The 16,401-nt window shown below is 71.5% G+C and carries 12 protein-coding genes; 6 read left to right on the top strand and 6 right to left on the bottom strand.

The window, feature by feature from the left end:
* Positions 1-39: 39 nt before the first annotated feature.
* The 4 genes from ACWD10_RS26970 to ACWD10_RS26955 form a co-directional block, all read right to left on the bottom strand.
* Positions 40-1,518, bottom strand: a complete 1,479-nt coding sequence (locus ACWD10_RS26970; RefSeq protein WP_451095372.1) for an NCS2 family permease — start codon at positions 1,516-1,518, stop codon at positions 40-42.
* A gap of 252 nt (positions 1,519-1,770) precedes the next feature.
* Positions 1,771-4,173, bottom strand: a complete 2,403-nt coding sequence (pucD, locus tag ACWD10_RS26965; RefSeq protein ID WP_451095370.1) for a xanthine dehydrogenase subunit D — start codon at positions 4,171-4,173, stop codon at positions 1,771-1,773.
* 2 nt (positions 4,174-4,175) lie between these two features.
* Positions 4,176-4,790, bottom strand: coding sequence for a (2Fe-2S)-binding protein (locus tag ACWD10_RS26960; protein ID WP_451095368.1), 615 nt, complete (start codon positions 4,788-4,790; stop codon positions 4,176-4,178).
* Between the two features lie 2 nt (positions 4,791-4,792).
* Positions 4,793-5,689 carry an FAD binding domain-containing protein gene (locus ACWD10_RS26955; RefSeq protein WP_451095366.1) on the bottom strand — a complete coding sequence of 299 codons (897 nt, stop codon included), beginning with the start codon at positions 5,687-5,689 and terminating at the stop codon, positions 4,793-4,795.
* A gap of 300 nt (positions 5,690-5,989) precedes the next feature.
* Between ACWD10_RS26955 and ACWD10_RS26950 the strand changes: the two genes are divergently transcribed.
* The 3 genes from ACWD10_RS26950 (at position 5,990) to ACWD10_RS26940 (ending at position 9,436) form a co-directional block, all read left to right on the top strand.
* On the top strand, positions 5,990-7,666 hold the full coding sequence (locus ACWD10_RS26950) for a PucR family transcriptional regulator ligand-binding domain-containing protein (protein ID WP_451095364.1): 1,677 nt from the start codon (positions 5,990-5,992) through the stop codon (positions 7,664-7,666).
* Between the two features lie 131 nt (positions 7,667-7,797).
* Entirely contained in the window at positions 7,798-8,601 is an 804-nt protein-coding gene (locus ACWD10_RS26945; protein WP_451095362.1) for a hypothetical protein, read from the top strand.
* A gap of 61 nt (positions 8,602-8,662) precedes the next feature.
* Positions 8,663-9,436: an SDR family NAD(P)-dependent oxidoreductase gene (locus ACWD10_RS26940; protein ID WP_451095360.1), complete on the top strand. Its 774-nt coding sequence runs from the start codon at positions 8,663-8,665 to the stop codon at positions 9,434-9,436.
* 34 nt (positions 9,437-9,470) lie between these two features.
* Here ACWD10_RS26940 and ACWD10_RS26935 read toward each other — a convergent pair whose 3' ends face one another.
* A complete protein-coding gene (locus ACWD10_RS26935; RefSeq protein ID WP_451095358.1) occupies positions 9,471-10,307 on the bottom strand; it encodes a GntR family transcriptional regulator in 837 nt (278 codons plus the stop codon).
* 152 nt (positions 10,308-10,459) lie between these two features.
* On the opposite strand from ACWD10_RS26935, the gene ACWD10_RS26930 reads away from it, so the two are divergent.
* Both ACWD10_RS26930 and ACWD10_RS26925 read left to right on the top strand, forming a co-directional pair.
* On the top strand, positions 10,460-11,359 hold the full coding sequence (locus ACWD10_RS26930) for a (2Fe-2S)-binding protein (RefSeq protein ID WP_451095356.1): 900 nt from the start codon (positions 10,460-10,462) through the stop codon (positions 11,357-11,359).
* 186 nt (positions 11,360-11,545) lie between these two features.
* The gene (locus ACWD10_RS26925; RefSeq protein ID WP_451095354.1) at positions 11,546-12,667 is read left to right on the top strand and encodes a DUF2637 domain-containing protein; all 1,122 of its coding nucleotides are present in this window, start codon (positions 11,546-11,548) and stop codon (positions 12,665-12,667) included.
* Positions 12,668-12,690: 23 nt separating this feature from the next.
* On the opposite strand, the gene ACWD10_RS26920 is transcribed toward ACWD10_RS26925, so the two are convergent.
* Positions 12,691-13,119: an ATP-binding protein gene (locus ACWD10_RS26920; protein ID WP_451095352.1), complete on the bottom strand. Its 429-nt coding sequence runs from the start codon at positions 13,117-13,119 to the stop codon at positions 12,691-12,693.
* 202 nt (positions 13,120-13,321) lie between these two features.
* Between ACWD10_RS26920 and ACWD10_RS26915 the strand changes: the two genes are divergently transcribed.
* On the top strand, positions 13,322-16,384 hold the full coding sequence (locus ACWD10_RS26915) for an alpha-mannosidase (RefSeq protein WP_451095350.1): 3,063 nt from the start codon (positions 13,322-13,324) through the stop codon (positions 16,382-16,384).
* Positions 16,385-16,401 lie beyond the last annotated feature (17 nt).

Here is a 16,401-nt window from a genome sequence, read left to right as displayed (position 1 = left end):
CGGTCTCCTAACGGGTGTGTGATCAAGGGTGCGCCTGGGCTAGGCGCCCAGCCACCCCTCGATGGCGTGGAGGGAGAAGAAGGCGACGAAGATGACGGCCAGGACCCACATGAGCCAGCCGATCTCGCGCACCTTGCCCTGCACCGTCTTGATCAGCACGTGGGCGATGATGCCCGCGGCGATACCGGCGGTGATCGAGTAGGTGAAGGGCATCAGAACGGTGGTCAGGAACACCGGGATGGAGGTGGCCTGGTCGTTCCAGTCGATGTGCTTGGCGTTGGACATCATCATCCCGCCGATGACGACCAGGGCGGCGGCCGCGACCTGCGTCGGGATCATCTGCGCCAGCGGCGTGAAGAACAGGCACAGCGTGAAGCCGAGGCCGGTGACGACACTGGCGAGGCCGGTGCGCGCACCGTCGCCGACGCCCGCGGTGGACTCGACGAACACCGTCTGCCCGGAGGCACCGGCGAGACCGCCGACGACACCACCCGCGCCGTCGATCGCCAGGGCCTTGTTGAGGCCCGGCATCTTGCCTTCCCGGTCGGCGAGTCCGGCCTGCTGGCCGATGCCGATGATGGTGCCGATGGCGTCGAAGAACCCGGCGAGGACCAGGGTGAAGACGATGACGCCGATGGTGATGCCGCTGACGTCGGTGATGCCGCTGAACGACACCTGGCCGAAGAGGCCGAAGTCCGGCGTCGAGACGAGTGAGCCGGGCAGCTCGGGGACGTTGAGGCCCCAGTCCTTCTTCGGGACCCCGGCGAAGGCGTTCACAGCCATGGCGACGACGGTGCCGCCGACGATGCCGATGAGGATGGCGCCGGGGACCTTGCGGACCTGCAGGGCGAAGATCAGCAGCACGGTGATCGCGAAGATGGCGACGGGCCAGCCGATGAGCTTGTCGTCGATGCCGAGCTGGATGGGCTTGGCGCCGACGTCACCGTGCTCGCTGGGCATGGAGGTGACGAACCCGGCCTGGACCAGGCCGATGAGGCAGACGAAGAGGCCGATGCCCATGGTGATCGCGTGCTTGATCGCCAAGGGGATGGCGTTCATGATCATTTCACGGAGGCCGGTGACGACCAACAGGATGATGATCGCGCCGTAGACGAGGCACATCGCGAAGGCGTTGCCCCAGGTCATCTGGGGTGCGACCTGGAACGCCATTACGGCGGAGACGCTGAGTCCCGCGGCCAGAGCGAGGGGCACATTGCCCAGGAAGCCCATGGCGATCGTAGTGACCGCGGCGGCGAGCGCGGTGGCCGTGGTCAGCTGATCAATGCTGAGGTGGGCGCCGGTGATATCCGCGGAGCTGCTCAGAATGACCGGGTTGAGCAGGACGATGTACGCCATCGCCATGAACGTGGTGATGCCACCACGGACCTCACGGCCGATGGTCGAGTTTCTCCCGGATATGTGGAAGTACCGGTCGAGCCAAGACCGTCCCGCGGGCTGACGCGTGCCTTCGCCTGCGTCTTCCGCGGTGGTCTTCGGCTCAGTGGATTGCTGGGTCATGGTGCCTACTCCCAAGGTTCATAGGGGCACCCGCTTTGAGCGCGAGATTTGGGATTCAGTTGGGCTGCACGACCCGGGGGACGGCCCGAGACGAACGGGTTGGGGGACTCCGGAAGGCGCCGGGGACCTGGCGTCCCCACCCCCTTCCGGAGGGGTACTTCGTTCCCCCGACATTTCCCCGCGAGGGGGTCCGGAGGGTGGGAGCGGTGCCCGGATCGGGGAGGAGATCCGGGCGACCACCCGCCGGAGTGTTCAGGCGCCGGTGAGGTGCTCGGGGCGGACCGGCGTCTTGTTGAGCTCCAGCCCGGTCGCGTTCCGGATCGCCGCGAGGACGGCCGGAGTGGACGACAGGGTGGGAGCCTCACCGATGCCACGGAGGCCGTACGGCGCGTGCTCATCGGCCAGTTCGAGTACGTCGACGGGGATGGTCGGCGTGTCGAGGATGGTCGGGATCAGGTAGTCCGTGAAGGACGGGTTGCGCACCTTCGCGGTCTTCGGGTCGACGACGATCTCCTCCATCACCGCGACGCCCAGGCCCTGGGTGGTGCCACCCTGGATCTGGCCGACGACGGAGAGCGGGTTGAGGGCCTTGCCGACGTCCTGGGCGCAGGCCAGCTCGATCACCTTGACCAGACCGAGCTCGGTGTCCACCTCGACCACCGCGCGGTGCGCGGCGAAGGAGTACTGGACGTGGCCGTTGCCCTGGCCGGTGACGAGGTCGAAGGCCACGGTGGGGCGGTGCCGCCACTCGGCCTCGATCTCGACGTGCTCGTCCTCCAGGACCTCCTGGATGGTGGAGAGCACCTCGCCGCCGTCGGTGATGACCTTGCCGCCTTCGAGCAGCAGCTCGGCCGTGGCCCACGCCGGGTGGTAGGAGCCGAACTTCTTGCGGCCGATCTCCAGGACCTTCTCGCGGACGAGCTCGCAGGAGTTCTTGACGGCGCCGCCGGTGACGTACGTCTGGCGGGACGCGGAGGTCGAACCGGCCGAGCCCACCTGGGTGTCGGCGGGGTGGATGGTGACCTGCTGGACGCCGAGCTCGGTGCGGGCGATCTGCGCGTGGACGGTGACACCGCCCTGGCCGACCTCCGCCATCGCGGTGTGCACGGTCGCGACGGGCTCGCCGTTGATGACCTCGATGCGCACCTTGGCGGTGGAGTAGTCGTCGAAGCCCTCGGAGAAGCCGACGTTCTTGATGCCGACCGCGTAGCCGACGCCGCGGACGACGCCCTCGCCGTGCGTGGTGTTGGAGAGACCACCGGGCAGCTCGCGCACGTCGGCCGCGCCGTCGGCGACCTCCCACTGACGCTCGGGCGGCAGCGGGCGGGCCTTGACGCGGCGCAGGATCTCGGCGACCGGGGCGGGCGAGTCGACCGGCTGCCCGGTCGGCATGATCGTGCCCTGCTCCATGGCGTTGAGCTGCCGCAGCTCCACCGGGTCCATGCCCAGCTTGGCGGCCAGCTTGTCCATCTGGGCCTCGTACGCGAAGCACGCCTGGACCGCGCCGAAGCCGCGCATCGCGCCGCACGGCGGGTTGTTGCTGTAGAGGGCGAGCGCCTCGATCTCCACGTCGTCGATGACGTACGGGCCGACCGACAGGGACGCGGCGTTGCCGACGACCGCCGGGGAGGCCGACGCGTAGGCGCCGCCGTCCAGGACGATCTTGCACTTCATGTGCGTGAGCTTGCCGTCCTTGGTGGCGCCGTGCTCGTAAGTGAGCTTCGCCGGGTGCCGGTGGACGTGGCCGAAGAACGACTCGAACCGGTTGTAGACGATCTTGACGGGCTTGCCGGTGCGCAGCGCGAGCAGGCAGGCGTGGATCTGCATCGAGATGTCTTCACGGCCACCGAAGGCACCGCCGACGCCGGAGAGCGTCATGCGCACCTTCTCCTCGGGCAGGCCGAGGACCGGGGCGATCTGCTCGAGGTCCGAGTGCAGCCACTGGGTGGCCACGTACAGGTCGACACCGCCGTCCTCGGCGGGCACCGCGAGGCCGGACTCCGGGCCGAGGAAGGCCTGGTCCTGCATGCCGAAGGTGTACTCGCCCTTGACGATGACGTCGGCCTTCTTGGCGGCCTCGTCGGCGTTGCCGCGGATGATCGGCTGGCGGTGCACGATGTTCGGGTGCGGGACATGACCGATGTGGTGGTCGTCGCGGCCCTCGTGCACGAGTACGGCGTCGGGAGCGGTCGCCGAGGCCTCATCGGTGATGAGGGGCAGCTCCTTGTACTCGATCTTGATCTTCGCGGCGGCGCGGCGTGCGGTCTCCGGGTGGTCGGCGGCCACGAGGGCGACCGGCTCACCGTGGTGACGGACCTTGCCGTGCGCGAGGACCGGGGTGTCCTGGATCTCCAGGCCGTAGTTCTTCATCTCGGCCGGCAGGTCGTCGTACGTGAGGACCGCGTACACGCCCGACATGGCCAGGGCCTCGGAGGTGTCGATGGACACGATCTCGGCGTGCGCGACGGTGCTACGGAGCGTCTGGCCCCACAGCATGTCCTCGTGCCACATGTCCGAGGAGTACGCGAACTCGCCGGTGACCTTCAGGGTGCCGTCGGGGCGCAGCGTCGACTCGCCGATGCCGCCCTTGGTCTGGGAGCCCTGCGTGACGTTGGTGGGGGCCCCCGCAGGGGAATGTGTCGTCGTACCAGCCATGATCAGACCGCCTCTCCCTGACGGGCGGCCGCCAGACGGACCGCGTCCAGGATCTTCTCGTAACCGGTGCAGCGGCAGAGGTTGCCGGAGAGCGCCTCGCGGATGTCCGCGTCGGACGGCGTGTCGTTCCGCTCCAGAAGCTCGTCGGCGGCGACCAGGAGGCCCGGGGTGCAGAAGCCGCACTGGACGGCACCGGCGTCGATGAACGCCTGCTGGATCGGGGAGAGCTCGCCCCCCTCACCGGTCTGCGAGTCGGTGCCCTTGGCGGACCACTGCTGGGCGTCCTGGAGCGAGGTGCCGGTGCTGTTGGCGGACTTGCTGTCGGAGCCGCAGGCACCGGAGGCACAACCGCCGTGCTCGGCACGCTGCTTGGCGAAGTCGGCGAGGCCCTCGACCGTGACGATCTCGCGTCCCTCGGCCTGACCGGCGGCGACGAGACACGAACACACCGGCACGCCGTCGAGGCGGACCGTGCAGGATCCGCACTCGCCCTGCTCACAGGCGTTCTTCGAACCCGGAAGCCCCATGCGCTCGCGCAGCACGTACAGCAGGGACTCGCCCTCCCATACGTCGTCGGCTTCCTGCTGACGGCCGTTGACCGTGAAATTGACGCGCATTGTTACGCAACTCCTTCCGCGCCACGGCCCTTGCCGCTGCGGTACGACTCCCAGGTCCAGCCGAGCGTGCGGCGGGCCATGATGCCTACGGCGTGCTTGCGGTAGCTCGCGGTGCCGCGGACGTCGTCGATCGGGTTGGCGGCGCCGGAGCAGAGCTCCGCGAACTGCTTGGCGATCGACGGGGTGATGATCTTGCCGTTGTCCCAGAAACCGCCCTCTTCGAGCGCCGCGTTCAGGAACTCCTCGGCGGCCTTGGCCCGGATCGGGGTCGGGGCCGCGGAGCCGATGCCGGTGCGCACGGTGCGGGTCTCGGGGTGCAGGGCGATACCGAAGGCGCACACGGCGATGACCATGGCGTTCCGCGTACCCACCTTGGAGTACTGCTGCGGCCCGTCCGCCTTCTTGATGTGCACGGACTTGATGAGCTCGTCGGCCTCGAGCGCGTTGCGCTTCACGCCGGTGAAGAACGCGTCGATCGGGATCATGCGGCTGCCGCGGGCCTGCGAGGCGACCTCGACCTCGCAGTCGGCGGCGAGCAGCGCGGGGTGCGCGTCACCGGCCGGCGAGGCGGTGCCGAGGTTGCCGCCGACGCCGCCGCGGTTGCGGATCTGCGGCGAGGCCACGGTGTGCGAGGCGAGCGCGAGGCCGGGCAACTCGGTCCGCAGATTCTCCATGATCTTGGTGTACGGCACGGACGCGCCCAGCTGGACGGTCTCCTCGCCAACGTGCCACTCCTGGAGCTCGGTGATGCGGTTGAGGTCCAGGAGGTACTCGGGGCGACGGTGGTCGAAGTTGATCTCGACCATCACATCGGTGCCACCCGCAATCGGCACAGCAGTGGGGTGCTCGGCCTTGGCGGCGAGCGCCTCCTCCCAGCTGGCGGGGCGAAGGAAGTCCATGAGCGGCTCTCTTCTTCGTATCGGGTCGATCGTTTCGAGCCATCTGGACGTCGGGCCGTATGCCTCTGTCGTCCCTCGGTCCGGCTCGTTCATGTTTTGTTAACGCGGAATGGCGTCAGTACACCGCTCGAGCACCCCCGCCGGTCAGTCACTGAAAACATGAAGGAGTTGGCTGGTCGTCGGGTCCATCTTGTAGATTCGTATGAAAGGCAGGGGTCAGCAACCTGATCGTTTTCCTGCCGAAACCCAAGACCACAGATCAACGGCAAGATCGAGACAGGATCGGCGGCGAACACAACCATGCGGTTGCGCGCACTCCTCGAAACCGACGCGCTGGGGCTGCGGCTGCTCGGCGGCGAGGGCGAACTGGACCGGACGGTCCGCGGCGTCATGACCACGGACCTCCGCGACCCCAGCCGCTATCTCTCCGGGGGCGAGCTGGTCCTGACCGGCCTGGCCTGGCGCCGGGACGCGTCCGATTCAGAGCCGTTCGTCCGGATCCTGGCGTCCGCGGGCGTGGCCGCGCTCGCGGCGGGCGAGGCGGAGCTGGGACCCGTCCCGGAGGACCTGGTGACGGCCTGCGCGAAGCACCGCCTGCCGCTGTTCGCGGTGAACGAGCAGGTCGCCTTCGCCACCATCACCGAGCACGTGGTACGCCAGGTGTCCGGCGAGCGCGCCGGGGATCTGGCCGCCGTGGTGGACCGGCACCGCCGCCTGATGACCTCCGGCCCGGCGGGCGGCGGCCCGGACGTGGTGCTCGACCTGCTCGGCAGCGACCTGGACCTGCGCGCCTGGGTGCTCTCCCCCGCGGGACGCCCCATCGCGGGCTCCAACGCGGCCACTGCACCGCTGCCCTCCGACATCTGCGCCACCCTCGCCGCCGAGCACCTGGCGGCCACCCGCACCGGGCGGCGCGGCCCGCACCGGGTGACCACTCAGGGCACGACGTACTCGCTCTTCCCCATCCGCAGCAGCGGCCGGGGCGCGGCGGGCGCCGCCCGGGACGTCCGCGAGACCGTGCTCTCCGACTGGCTCCTCGCGGTCGAGGCGGACGCGGGCGACTGGCCCGAAGAGCGCCTTGACCTGCTGCAAGGCGTCACCCAGCTGATCGCCGTCGAGCGCGACCGCCGGGACGCGGCCCGCACGGTGCGCCGCCGCCTCGCCCAGGAGGTCCTGGAACTCGTCCAGACCGGCGCGGCCCCGCCCGAGATCGCCGCCCGCTTGCGCGTCGCGGCCCCGGTGCTGCTGCCCGGCCTGGGCGCGGCCCCGCACTGGCAGGTCGTGGTGGCCCGGGTCGAGTGGTCCGGCGGGGACATCGAGGGCGGCCCGGTCGCGCAGTCGCTCCTGGAGGAGATCCTGGTCGACCCGCTGGCCAAGGGCCCGGAACCCGCCGACCGTATCGCCGTCGCGCACACCGGGGACGAGGCCATCGCCCTGGTCCCGCTGCCCGCCGTCACCTCGGAGCAGGACAGCGCGGAGACCGGCCTGCTGGCCGACTCGCTCCTGGAGGCGGTACGCGACCCGCTGGCCGCGGGACTGGCCGACGACGGCCGCCTCACCCTCGGCGTCAGCGCCTCCGTGCACTCGGCGGAGGGCCTGCGCGGCGCCCTGGAAGAAGCCCGGCACGCCCGCCGGGTCGCGGCCGCCCGCCCGGGCCGGGTCTGCGCGGCCGGCCACCAGGAACTGGCCTCCCACGTCCTGCTGCTTCCCTTCGTCCCGGACGACGTACGCCGCGCCTTCACGGCCCGCCTCCTGGACCCGCTGCGCGAGTACGACCGCCGCCACCGGGCCGAACTCATCCCGACCCTGGAGGCGTTCCTGGACTGCGACGGCTCCTGGACCCGCTGCGCCTCCCGCCTCCACCTGCACGTGAACACGCTGCGCTACCGCGTGGGCCGCATCGAACAGCTGACGGGCCGCGACCTCTCCCGCTTGGAGGACAAGCTGGACTTTTTCCTGGCACTGCGGATGAGCTAAGGGGGCCTGGGGGCGAAGCCCCCAGAAAACACCAAGTTTGTGAACCAGTTCACGCAACCCCCTTGGCGCCCCGCAGGGATCCGTGTTGAGATGCCGCCACAGCTCAATGACGCGCTCCTGGGGAGGGGAATGTGGCGGACACCGCCATGTCCGGTTCTGGTCCCAAGTCCGATCCCGCGCACGGCGGTTCGCCCGAGGCACGGGCCTCCGCACTCCGGACGGCGGTGTGGCGGCTGCGCTCCCGCGGCTGCTGGACCGACGCCGCCGCCCTCCTCGAGCGGGACACCAGACCAGAGGCGGCGCGGCAGCGCGCGGCGCTCCTCGTCGAGCGGTGCCTCTACTCCGAGCGGGGCTGGACCGAGGCGGAGGACGCCCTGCGGACCGCGGAGGCGGTCGCCGCGACCGACGACGAGCGCGGCGCCGCGGCCTGTGAGCGGGGCCAACTCGCCTATGCCGCTACGGTGTTGGGCGTACGGGACCGGGCCGACGAGGCCCGTGCCGCGCTCGGCCGGGCGGCCGCCCTGCTCACCCCGAACGCGCCCTGCCGCCCCCTGCTCGACTACCGGCGCGGCCTGATCGCCGAGCACCTGGGCGACTCACCGCAGGCCGCCCGGGCCGCGTACCGGCGCGCCCATGCCGGGGCCACGGCCGTCGGCGACCGGCTCCTGATCTCCTCGACCTGGCGCCACCTGGGCGGGCTCGCGCTGCGCGAGGGCGAGTTGGCTGAGGCGCGGCACAGCTTCGCGGAGTCGCTGCGGATCCGCGAGGAGCTGGGTTACCTGGTGGGCACCGCCCCGGCGCTCGCCTCACTCGCGGAGACCGAACCGGAACCGGAGGCGGCCCGCCTGCGCGCCGAGGCAGCACGGCTGCACCGCCTCCTGGGCGGCGTACCGGTCTGGCTCACGTCCCAGCTGACGCCTCCGGCGGCGGCGTAGGACTGCGCACCAGGGGCGCCCCCCGGGGCAGCGCGCCCCTGGTCCCAGGCAAGATCGAACCATGAACGACTTCCTCACCCGCCACTTCGGCCTCCACGGCCGCACCGCCCTCGTCACCGGCGGCAGTTCCGGCATCGGCCGGGCCATGGCCCATGCCCTGGCCGATGCCGGGGCGCGCACCGTACTGATGGCGCGCAGGCCGGGGCCGCTGAAGGAGACCGTGGCGGAGCTGCGGGCCAAGGGCCACGAGGCCGCGTACGTGACCGCCGACATGGGCGACCGTGCGGCCCTGCGCGCGGCGGCGGACGAAGCGGCCGAACCGTACGGCGAACCGGACATTCTCGTCACGTCCGCCGGGATCAACCTCCGGCCCCCGCTCGACGACCTCACCGAACAGCAGTGGGACACGACGATGGCGGTGAACCTCGACGCCCCCTTCCTGCTCGGGCAGCGGTTCGGGCCCGGCATGGCCGAGCGCGGGTGGGGGCGGATCATTCATCTCGCCTCGCAGCAGAGCATCCGCGCCTTCGGCAACAGCGGTGCGTACGGCGTCTCGAAGGCCGCGGTCACCGCGCTCGCCCGCTCGCAGGCCGAGGCGTGGTCGGAGCGCGGGGTGTGCGTGAACGCGGTCGCGCCGGGCTTCGTCCGCACCCCGCTGACCGCGGAGACCTTCAAGGACCCGGACCGCCCGGCCGCACTCGCCGCCCGCACCATGGCCGGACGGAACGGCGAGGAGGGCGACTTCGCCTCGGTGGCCGTGTTCCTGGCCGGGGACGGCGCCCGCTATGTCACGGGGCAGACGATCTTTGTGGACGGTGGCTTCTCGGTCACCTGAGCCACGGCGGCAAGGGCGGCGGCCGGGCCCCGGCTCAACCCGGCCCCGTGCCCGACCCGTTGAAGTGCCCCCGTACCAGCGACGTGACCACCGGCAGGTCCTGCGCCGCCAGCGCCTCGAGCAGCGCCGTGTGCTCGGCCGCGTCCGCGAGCAGGTCGGCACGGCGGCGCTGGGGCGGGCCGTCGGTCCGTGGCCACTGCGAGCGGCGGTGCAAGTCGTCCGCGACGAGGAGGAGTTGCTGGTTTCCGGCGAGGGACAGGATCGCGCGGTGGAAGGCACGGTCCGCCTCGACGTAGGCGCACAGGTCGCCGCGCGCCGCGGCCGCCGTGGTCTCCTCGGCGAGCGGCCACAGCTCGGCCCATCGCTCGGCCGGTACGGTGCGCGCCAGGCGCAGCAGCACCGGCACCTCCAACAGGGCCCGGACCTCGGCGAGTTCGGCCAGTTCGCGGTCGCTGCGCTCGGTGACCCGGAAGCCCCGGTTGGGCACCACCTCGACGGCGCCCTCGTGCGCGAGCCGCTGCATGGCCTCGCGTACCGGAGTCGCCGAGACCCCGAACCGCTCCGCGAGCGCGGGCGCGGAGTACACCTGGCCGGGCTCCAGTTCGCCGCCGACCAGGGCGGACCGTAGCGCGGCGAGGATCTGGCCGCGTACCGAGTGGCGCTGCACCGGCATGCCGGAACGGTCCGTTCCACCATCCGGTGGCAGCGGCGGCACCGCGGCGGGCCTGGGTTCGGTGTGCGCGTGCTCGTTGTGCGTGTGCTCGTTGTGCGTGTGCTCGCCGCGGGCCTGCTGTTCGGGGACGCGCGTGGGCGTCACCGGCTCGGGGGATCCGGAGGAGTCCGGTGCGGGGCGCGGCCTGGCCTGCTCCACTCGGGTCCTCCTCGGCGGCTCGTGCGGTCAGTTGATCTCGTGCGCTCTGTTCCTACGGACGATAGGCGGACGGGGCGAGAGTTCAAACCTCGATCACTTCGGGTAAGGTAAGGCTTACCTGCTAACGATCGCTCGAAATCGGTGGTCCTCGCATGTCCGTTTACGCCCCGGCGCACGCCCAGGCGCAAGCCTCGGTCAACGCCCAGGCGCCCGGCGCCGTACGCCCGGCCCCCTCGGCCGTCACCGCTGCGTATGCACGCCTGACCGAGGTATTTCCCGGGCTGCGGATCCAGGAACTGGGCACCGCGGAGCAGGCCCCGTCGGGCGGCGGCTGGGTCGAAGCCGCCCTGCTCGCGGAAGGCGGGGCCGCCCTCGACGCCTTTCTCGCCTGGGACAACGCCCAGATCCTGCGGGACTACAGACAGCAGGCACGCCCGGACGTGATCGCCAGCTTCGGCCTGCACCGCTACGCCTGGCCGGCCTGCCTGCTCATCACCATGCCGTGGTTCCTGCACCGCCGCGTGCCCCGCTTCCCGGTGTCGAACGTCACATTCCAACGCACCCTCGGCCGGATGGCCGTCCGCGTGGACGAATTCGCCTGTCTGCCCGACGACCCGGCCGCCGGGCTGCCGGGCGCCCGGGTCGTACCGGACGAGGAGGCGCTGCGCGGCGAGGTGCGGGCGGCGGTGGCCGAACACCTGGGTCCGGTGCTCGACGGTTTCCGGCCACGGATGCGGCGCGGACCGCGGGCCATGTGGGGCATGGCCACGGACGAGATCGTCGAGGGGCTCTGGTACGTCGCCCATCTGCTCGGCGAGGAGCGGCGCGCGATGGCCGACCTGGAGGCGCTGCTTCCGGGGGCCACCAAGCCGTACGTCGGCAGCGCCGCGTTCCGCGAACTGACCGGCCCGCGCGGTGAGTCGCTGCCCACCCGGGACCGGGCGAGCTGCTGCCTCTTCTACACGCTGCGCCCCGAGGACACCTGTGTCACCTGCCCCCGCACTTGCGACGCGCAGCGCATCGAGAAGCTGAGCGCAGGGCTTTCGCGCTAACCACTCGTTCGGGTCATCCGACTCGAACCCAACTGCCCACGCCCGTACGACGGTTCGGGCACGAAACCCCTATCTGCGGCACCTTGCACCCCCTGGGCGTTCTCTTATGACGAAATGCCTAGAGGGCGCCGCGCCTTGGGCCAAGATGGCGCGCGAAACGCCCTCATGCGATGCAAGGAACCCCAGATGAGAATGACCGACATATCGCTGGACTGGCTGCTTCCCGGCGGCGTACTGCTCCTGGGCGTGCTTGTGGCGGTGACGGTGGTCGCGCGCGGGAAGCGCGCCGGGGACAAGGCCGAGGACTCCTGGGAGCGGAGTGAGGAGCGGCGCCGACGCAAGGAAGCGGTCTACGGCACGGCCTCGTACGTCCTGCTCTTCTGCTGTGCCGCGGTCGCCGCGGCGCTCTCCTTCCACGGCCTGGTCGGCTTCGGCCGGCAGAACCTCAACCTCTCGGGCGGCTGGGAGTACCTGGTGCCGTTCGGCCTCGACGGGGCGGCGATGTTCTGTTCCGTGCTCGCCGTGCGGGAGGCCAGCCACGGGGACGCCGCGCTCGGCTCGCGGCTCCTGGTGTGGACGTTCGCGGGCGCGGCCGCCTGGTTCAACTGGGTGCACGCGCCGCGGGGGTTGGGGCATGACGGCGCGCCGCAGTTCTTCGCGGGCATGTCGCTGAGTGCCGCGGTCCTCTTCGACCGCGCCCTGAAGCAGACCCGCCGGGCCGCGCTGCGCGAACAGGGCCTGGTGCCGCGGCCGTTGCCGCAGATCCGGGTCGTACGGTGGCTGCGGGCGCCCCGGGAGACCTTCGGCGCCTGGTCACTGATGCTCCTGGAGGGCGTACGCAGCCTGGACGAGGCGGTCGAAGAGGTCCGCGAGGACCGGAAGCAGAAGGAGCAGCACCGTCAGCGCAGGCGTGAGCAGGAAAAGCTGGAGCGGGCCCGGCTCAGGGCGGTCAGGCGCGGGCATCACGTCCTCGCCGGACGCTCCGGGCGGCTGCCAGGACCGCGGCCCCCGCAACTCGGCCAGCGCGGGCAGGCGGCCGGACAGCTCGGCAAGCAGGAGGTGCCCGCCGTGGCGCCGGGCGCCGGGCAAGCCCAGGTCGAGGTCGAGCAGGGCGCGGTGCCCAGCGGCGCGGACCCTGGGATAGCCGCGCCGGAACAACTTCCGGTACGTTCCCGGCGCTCCCTGAAGGCCGTGTCGGGCGGCGAGGCGATGACCGTCGACCTCACCGCCGAGGACGACACGGAGACGCTGCCGCGGCTCGACTCCCTGGAGCAGAAGCTCAAGGACCTTGAGCAGCAGTGGGGTTGACGCGGCTGTTTTTCGAAAGGCCGTCAGACCCCCATCTCGAACCACACCACCTTGCCGACCCCCTGGGTGTGCACGCCCCAGGCGTCCGCCAGGGACTGCACCAGGACGAGGCCCCGGCCGCTGGTACCGTCGTCGGCGTTCGGTACCCGCAGCCTCGGCCTGCGTGCCAGCTGGTCCCTGACCTCCACCCGGAGCCGGTGCGCCCCCACGGTCGCGGTCACCACCGCGTCGTGGTCCGTGTGCACCAGGGCGTTGGTGACGATCTCGCTGGTGAGCAGCTCCGCCACCTCCGAGTGCTCCGGCTTCCCCCGTCTGCGCAGCAACTCCCTCAAGGCCCGCCGCACTTCGGACACGGACCGCAGGTCGGAGCGGGCGAGTCTGCGACGCAGTTGTATTCGATCCCCCTCACTCGTGGCACCGTCGGCCGTACTTTCCTGTGCTTGCCGTGTCATGACCCCCGCCTGTGCGCCGTGGCTTCCCCATGCGCCCGTTCTCGTGCGCCTGTCCTCGAACGCGTACACGGGATGCATGCCCCGCTGCGGTGGCGGCACTCCTCCTCCTTGCTGAACTACGCCTTGCCTCCACTACTTCTCGGGGTGCGCGGGGGCGCGGCGGGGAAGTGAACGAACGCCGACCCGACCCCGAGGAGCCGCCGTGCACGACGACCGATCGCTCGTGGAGGGGCGCCTGGAGCGGGCGCTCCGCCAGTTCATCCGTCCTGCCCAGTACCCGCACCGCACCCCGCTCGCGCTCTCCGTGTGGCACGCGCCGGGCGAGCCTGTACCGGTCGCCGAGGCCTTGGCCGCCGCGTACGAGCCGTTCGCGGTCGGGACAGCGTGGGGCAGGCCCTGGTCGACGAGCTGGTTCCGGCTCTCCGGGCAGGTGCCCGAGGAGTGGCAGGGCCGCCGGGTCGAGGTCGTCGTCGACCCCGGGTTCAGCGGGGACGGGCCCGGATTCCAGGCGGAGGGACTGCTGCACGACGCCTCGGGCGTGCCTCTGAAGGGCATCCATCCGCGCAACCGGCACCTCACGGTCGCGGCCCGCGCGCACGGCGGCGAACCGGTGGAGCTGCTGCTCGAAGCGGCGGCCAACCCGGCCGTGCTGCGGGACTTCACGCCGACGCTCCTGGGCGACGTACGCACCGCCGGGGACCGCCCGCTCTACCGGTTCGCCGCCGCGGACCTCGCCGTACTCGACGAAGAGGTGTGGCACCTGGTCCTCGACCTGGAGGTCCTCGACGGGCTGCGGCGCGAGCTGCCCGCCGACCGGTCACGGGCGCACGAGATCCTGCGCGCCCTGGAGGACGCCCTCGACGCCCTCGATCTGCACGACGTGCCGGGCACCGCGGCCGCCGCGCGCGCCGCGCTCGCGGGCGCGCTCGCCCGCCCGGCCGAGGCGAGCGCGCACCGGGTCTCGGCGACCGGGCACGCGCACATCGACTCGGCCTGGCTGTGGCCGCTGCGCGAAACCGTACGCAAGGCGTCCCGCACCTTCGCCAATGTGACGGCCCTGGCCCGGGACTATCCGGAGCTGGTCTTCGCCTGCTCGCAGGCGCAGCAGTACGCGTGGGTGAAGGAGCATCAGCCGCACATCTGGGAGCGCATCAAGAAGGCCGTGGCGGACGGCACGTGGGCGCCGGTCGGGTCGATGTGGGTGGAGTCGGACGCCAATATGCCGGGCGGCGAGGCGCTCGCACGGCAGCTGGTGCACGGCAAGCGGTTCTTCCTGGACGAGCTGGGCGTCGACACCGAGGAGGTGTGGCTGCCCGACTCGTTCGGCTATACGGCGGCTTTTCCGCAGCTGGCGAAGCTGGCCGGGGCCCGCTGGTTCCTCACCCAGAAGCTGTCCTGGAACCAGACCAACAAGATGCCGCACCACACCTTCTGGTGGGAGGGCATCGACGGCACCCGGGTCTTCACCCACTTCCCGCCGGTGGACACGTACAACTCGCGGCTCTCCGCGCACGAACTCGCCCACGCGGAACGGAACTTCGCCGAGAAGGGCCGTGCGACGCGCTCCCTGGTGCCGTTCGGCTGGGGCGACGGTGGCGGCGGCCCCACCCGCGAGATGCTGGAGCGGGCACGGCGGCTGCGCTCCCTGGAGGGCTCGCCGCGGGTCGCCGTCGAGAAGCCGTCGGCGTTCTTCGCGGCCGCCGAGGAGGAGTACGGGCAGCGCGCCCCGGTCTGGTCCGGCGAGCTGTATCTGGAGTACCACCGGGGCACGTACACCAGCCAGGCAAAGACGAAGCAGGGCAACCGGCGCAGCGAACACGCCCTGCGCGAAGCCGAGTTGTGGTGCACGGCGGCCGCCCTGCACGACCCGGCGTACACCTATCCGTACGACGCGCTCGACCGGATCTGGAAGACGGTGCTCCTGCACCAGTTCCACGACATCCTGCCGGGCTCCTCGATCGCCTGGGTGCACCGCGAGGCCCGTACGACCTACGCCGAAGTCCTCGCGGAGCTCGATGAGGTGACGGCCGACGCGGTACGGCACCTGGGCGGCGGCGAGGCCGCGGCGCTCAACGCGTCCCCGTACCCGCGCACGGAGGTCGTGGAGGCCGACGACGGCGCGCTCGTGCCGGTCGCGGTGGGCCCGCTCGCCGTCCGGCCGCTCACGCATGCGGCGCGCCTCGGGCACGTGACCGCGCTCGCGGACGACGGCGGCTTCGTGCTGCACAACGACCGGCTGCGCGTCACCATCGACCGCGACGGACTGCTCACCTCGGTACGCGACGCGGGCGCCGCGGGCCGCGAGGTCCTCGCCCCCGGCGCCCGCGCCAACCTGCTCCAGCTGCACCCGGACCACCCCAACAAGTACGACGCCTGGGACCTCGACCGCTTCTACCGCCATACGCACACGGATCTGACGGACGCCGAGTCGGTCGAGCTCGTCGAGTCGGGCCCGCTGCGCGCGGTGGTCCGCGTGACCCGGGCCTTCGGCGATTCCCGGATCACGCAGGAGCTGCGGCTGGCCGCGGGCAGCCGCCGTATCGAGATCGTCACGGATGTGGACTGGCAGGAGTCCGAGAAGGTACTCAAGGCCGCCTTCCCCCTTGACGTGCAGGCCGAACGGTCCGCCGCCGAGATCCAGTTCGGGCATGTGCACCGGCCCACACACGTCAACACCGGCTGGGACGCGGCCCGTTTCGAGATCTGCGCCCACCGCTGGCTGCGGGTCGCCGAGGAGGACTACGGCGTCGCGCTGCTCAACGACTCGACGTACGGCCACGACGTGACCCGCACCGCGCACCCCGGGCACGACGGCCAGGTCCTCGGCACCACGGTCCGCCTGACCCTCCTGCGCGCCCCGCACTCCCCCGACCCGGAGACCGACCTGGGCACGCACCGCTTCACGTACGCCCTGCTTCCGGGCGCCTCGACCGGCGACGCGGTCGCCGAGGGCCTGGCGCTCAATCTGCCGCTGCGCCTCGCGCCCGCGCCCGCGCGCGGCCCGCTGATCACGGTGGACGACCCGGCCGTCACGGTCGAGTCGGTGAAGCTCGCCGAGGACCGGAGCGGCGACGTGGTGGTACGCCTCTACGAGTCCCGGGGCGGCCGCTCCCGCACCCGGCTCACCGCGTCCTTCCCGGTGGCCCGCGCCGAGCTGACGGACCTTTTGGAACGCCCCCTGCACCCGGCCGAGACGGACGAACACGGACTCACGCTGACCCTGCGCCCGTTCCAGATCCTGACGGTGCGGCTGCGGCCCGCGTAGTACTCGCGGCCCCGGAC

The sequence above is a fragment of the Streptomyces sp. NPDC002851 genome (genome assembly GCF_053591935.1).
Note: the sequence above shows the minus strand (reverse complement) of the source record. Positions and strands in the feature narration are given on the sequence as shown.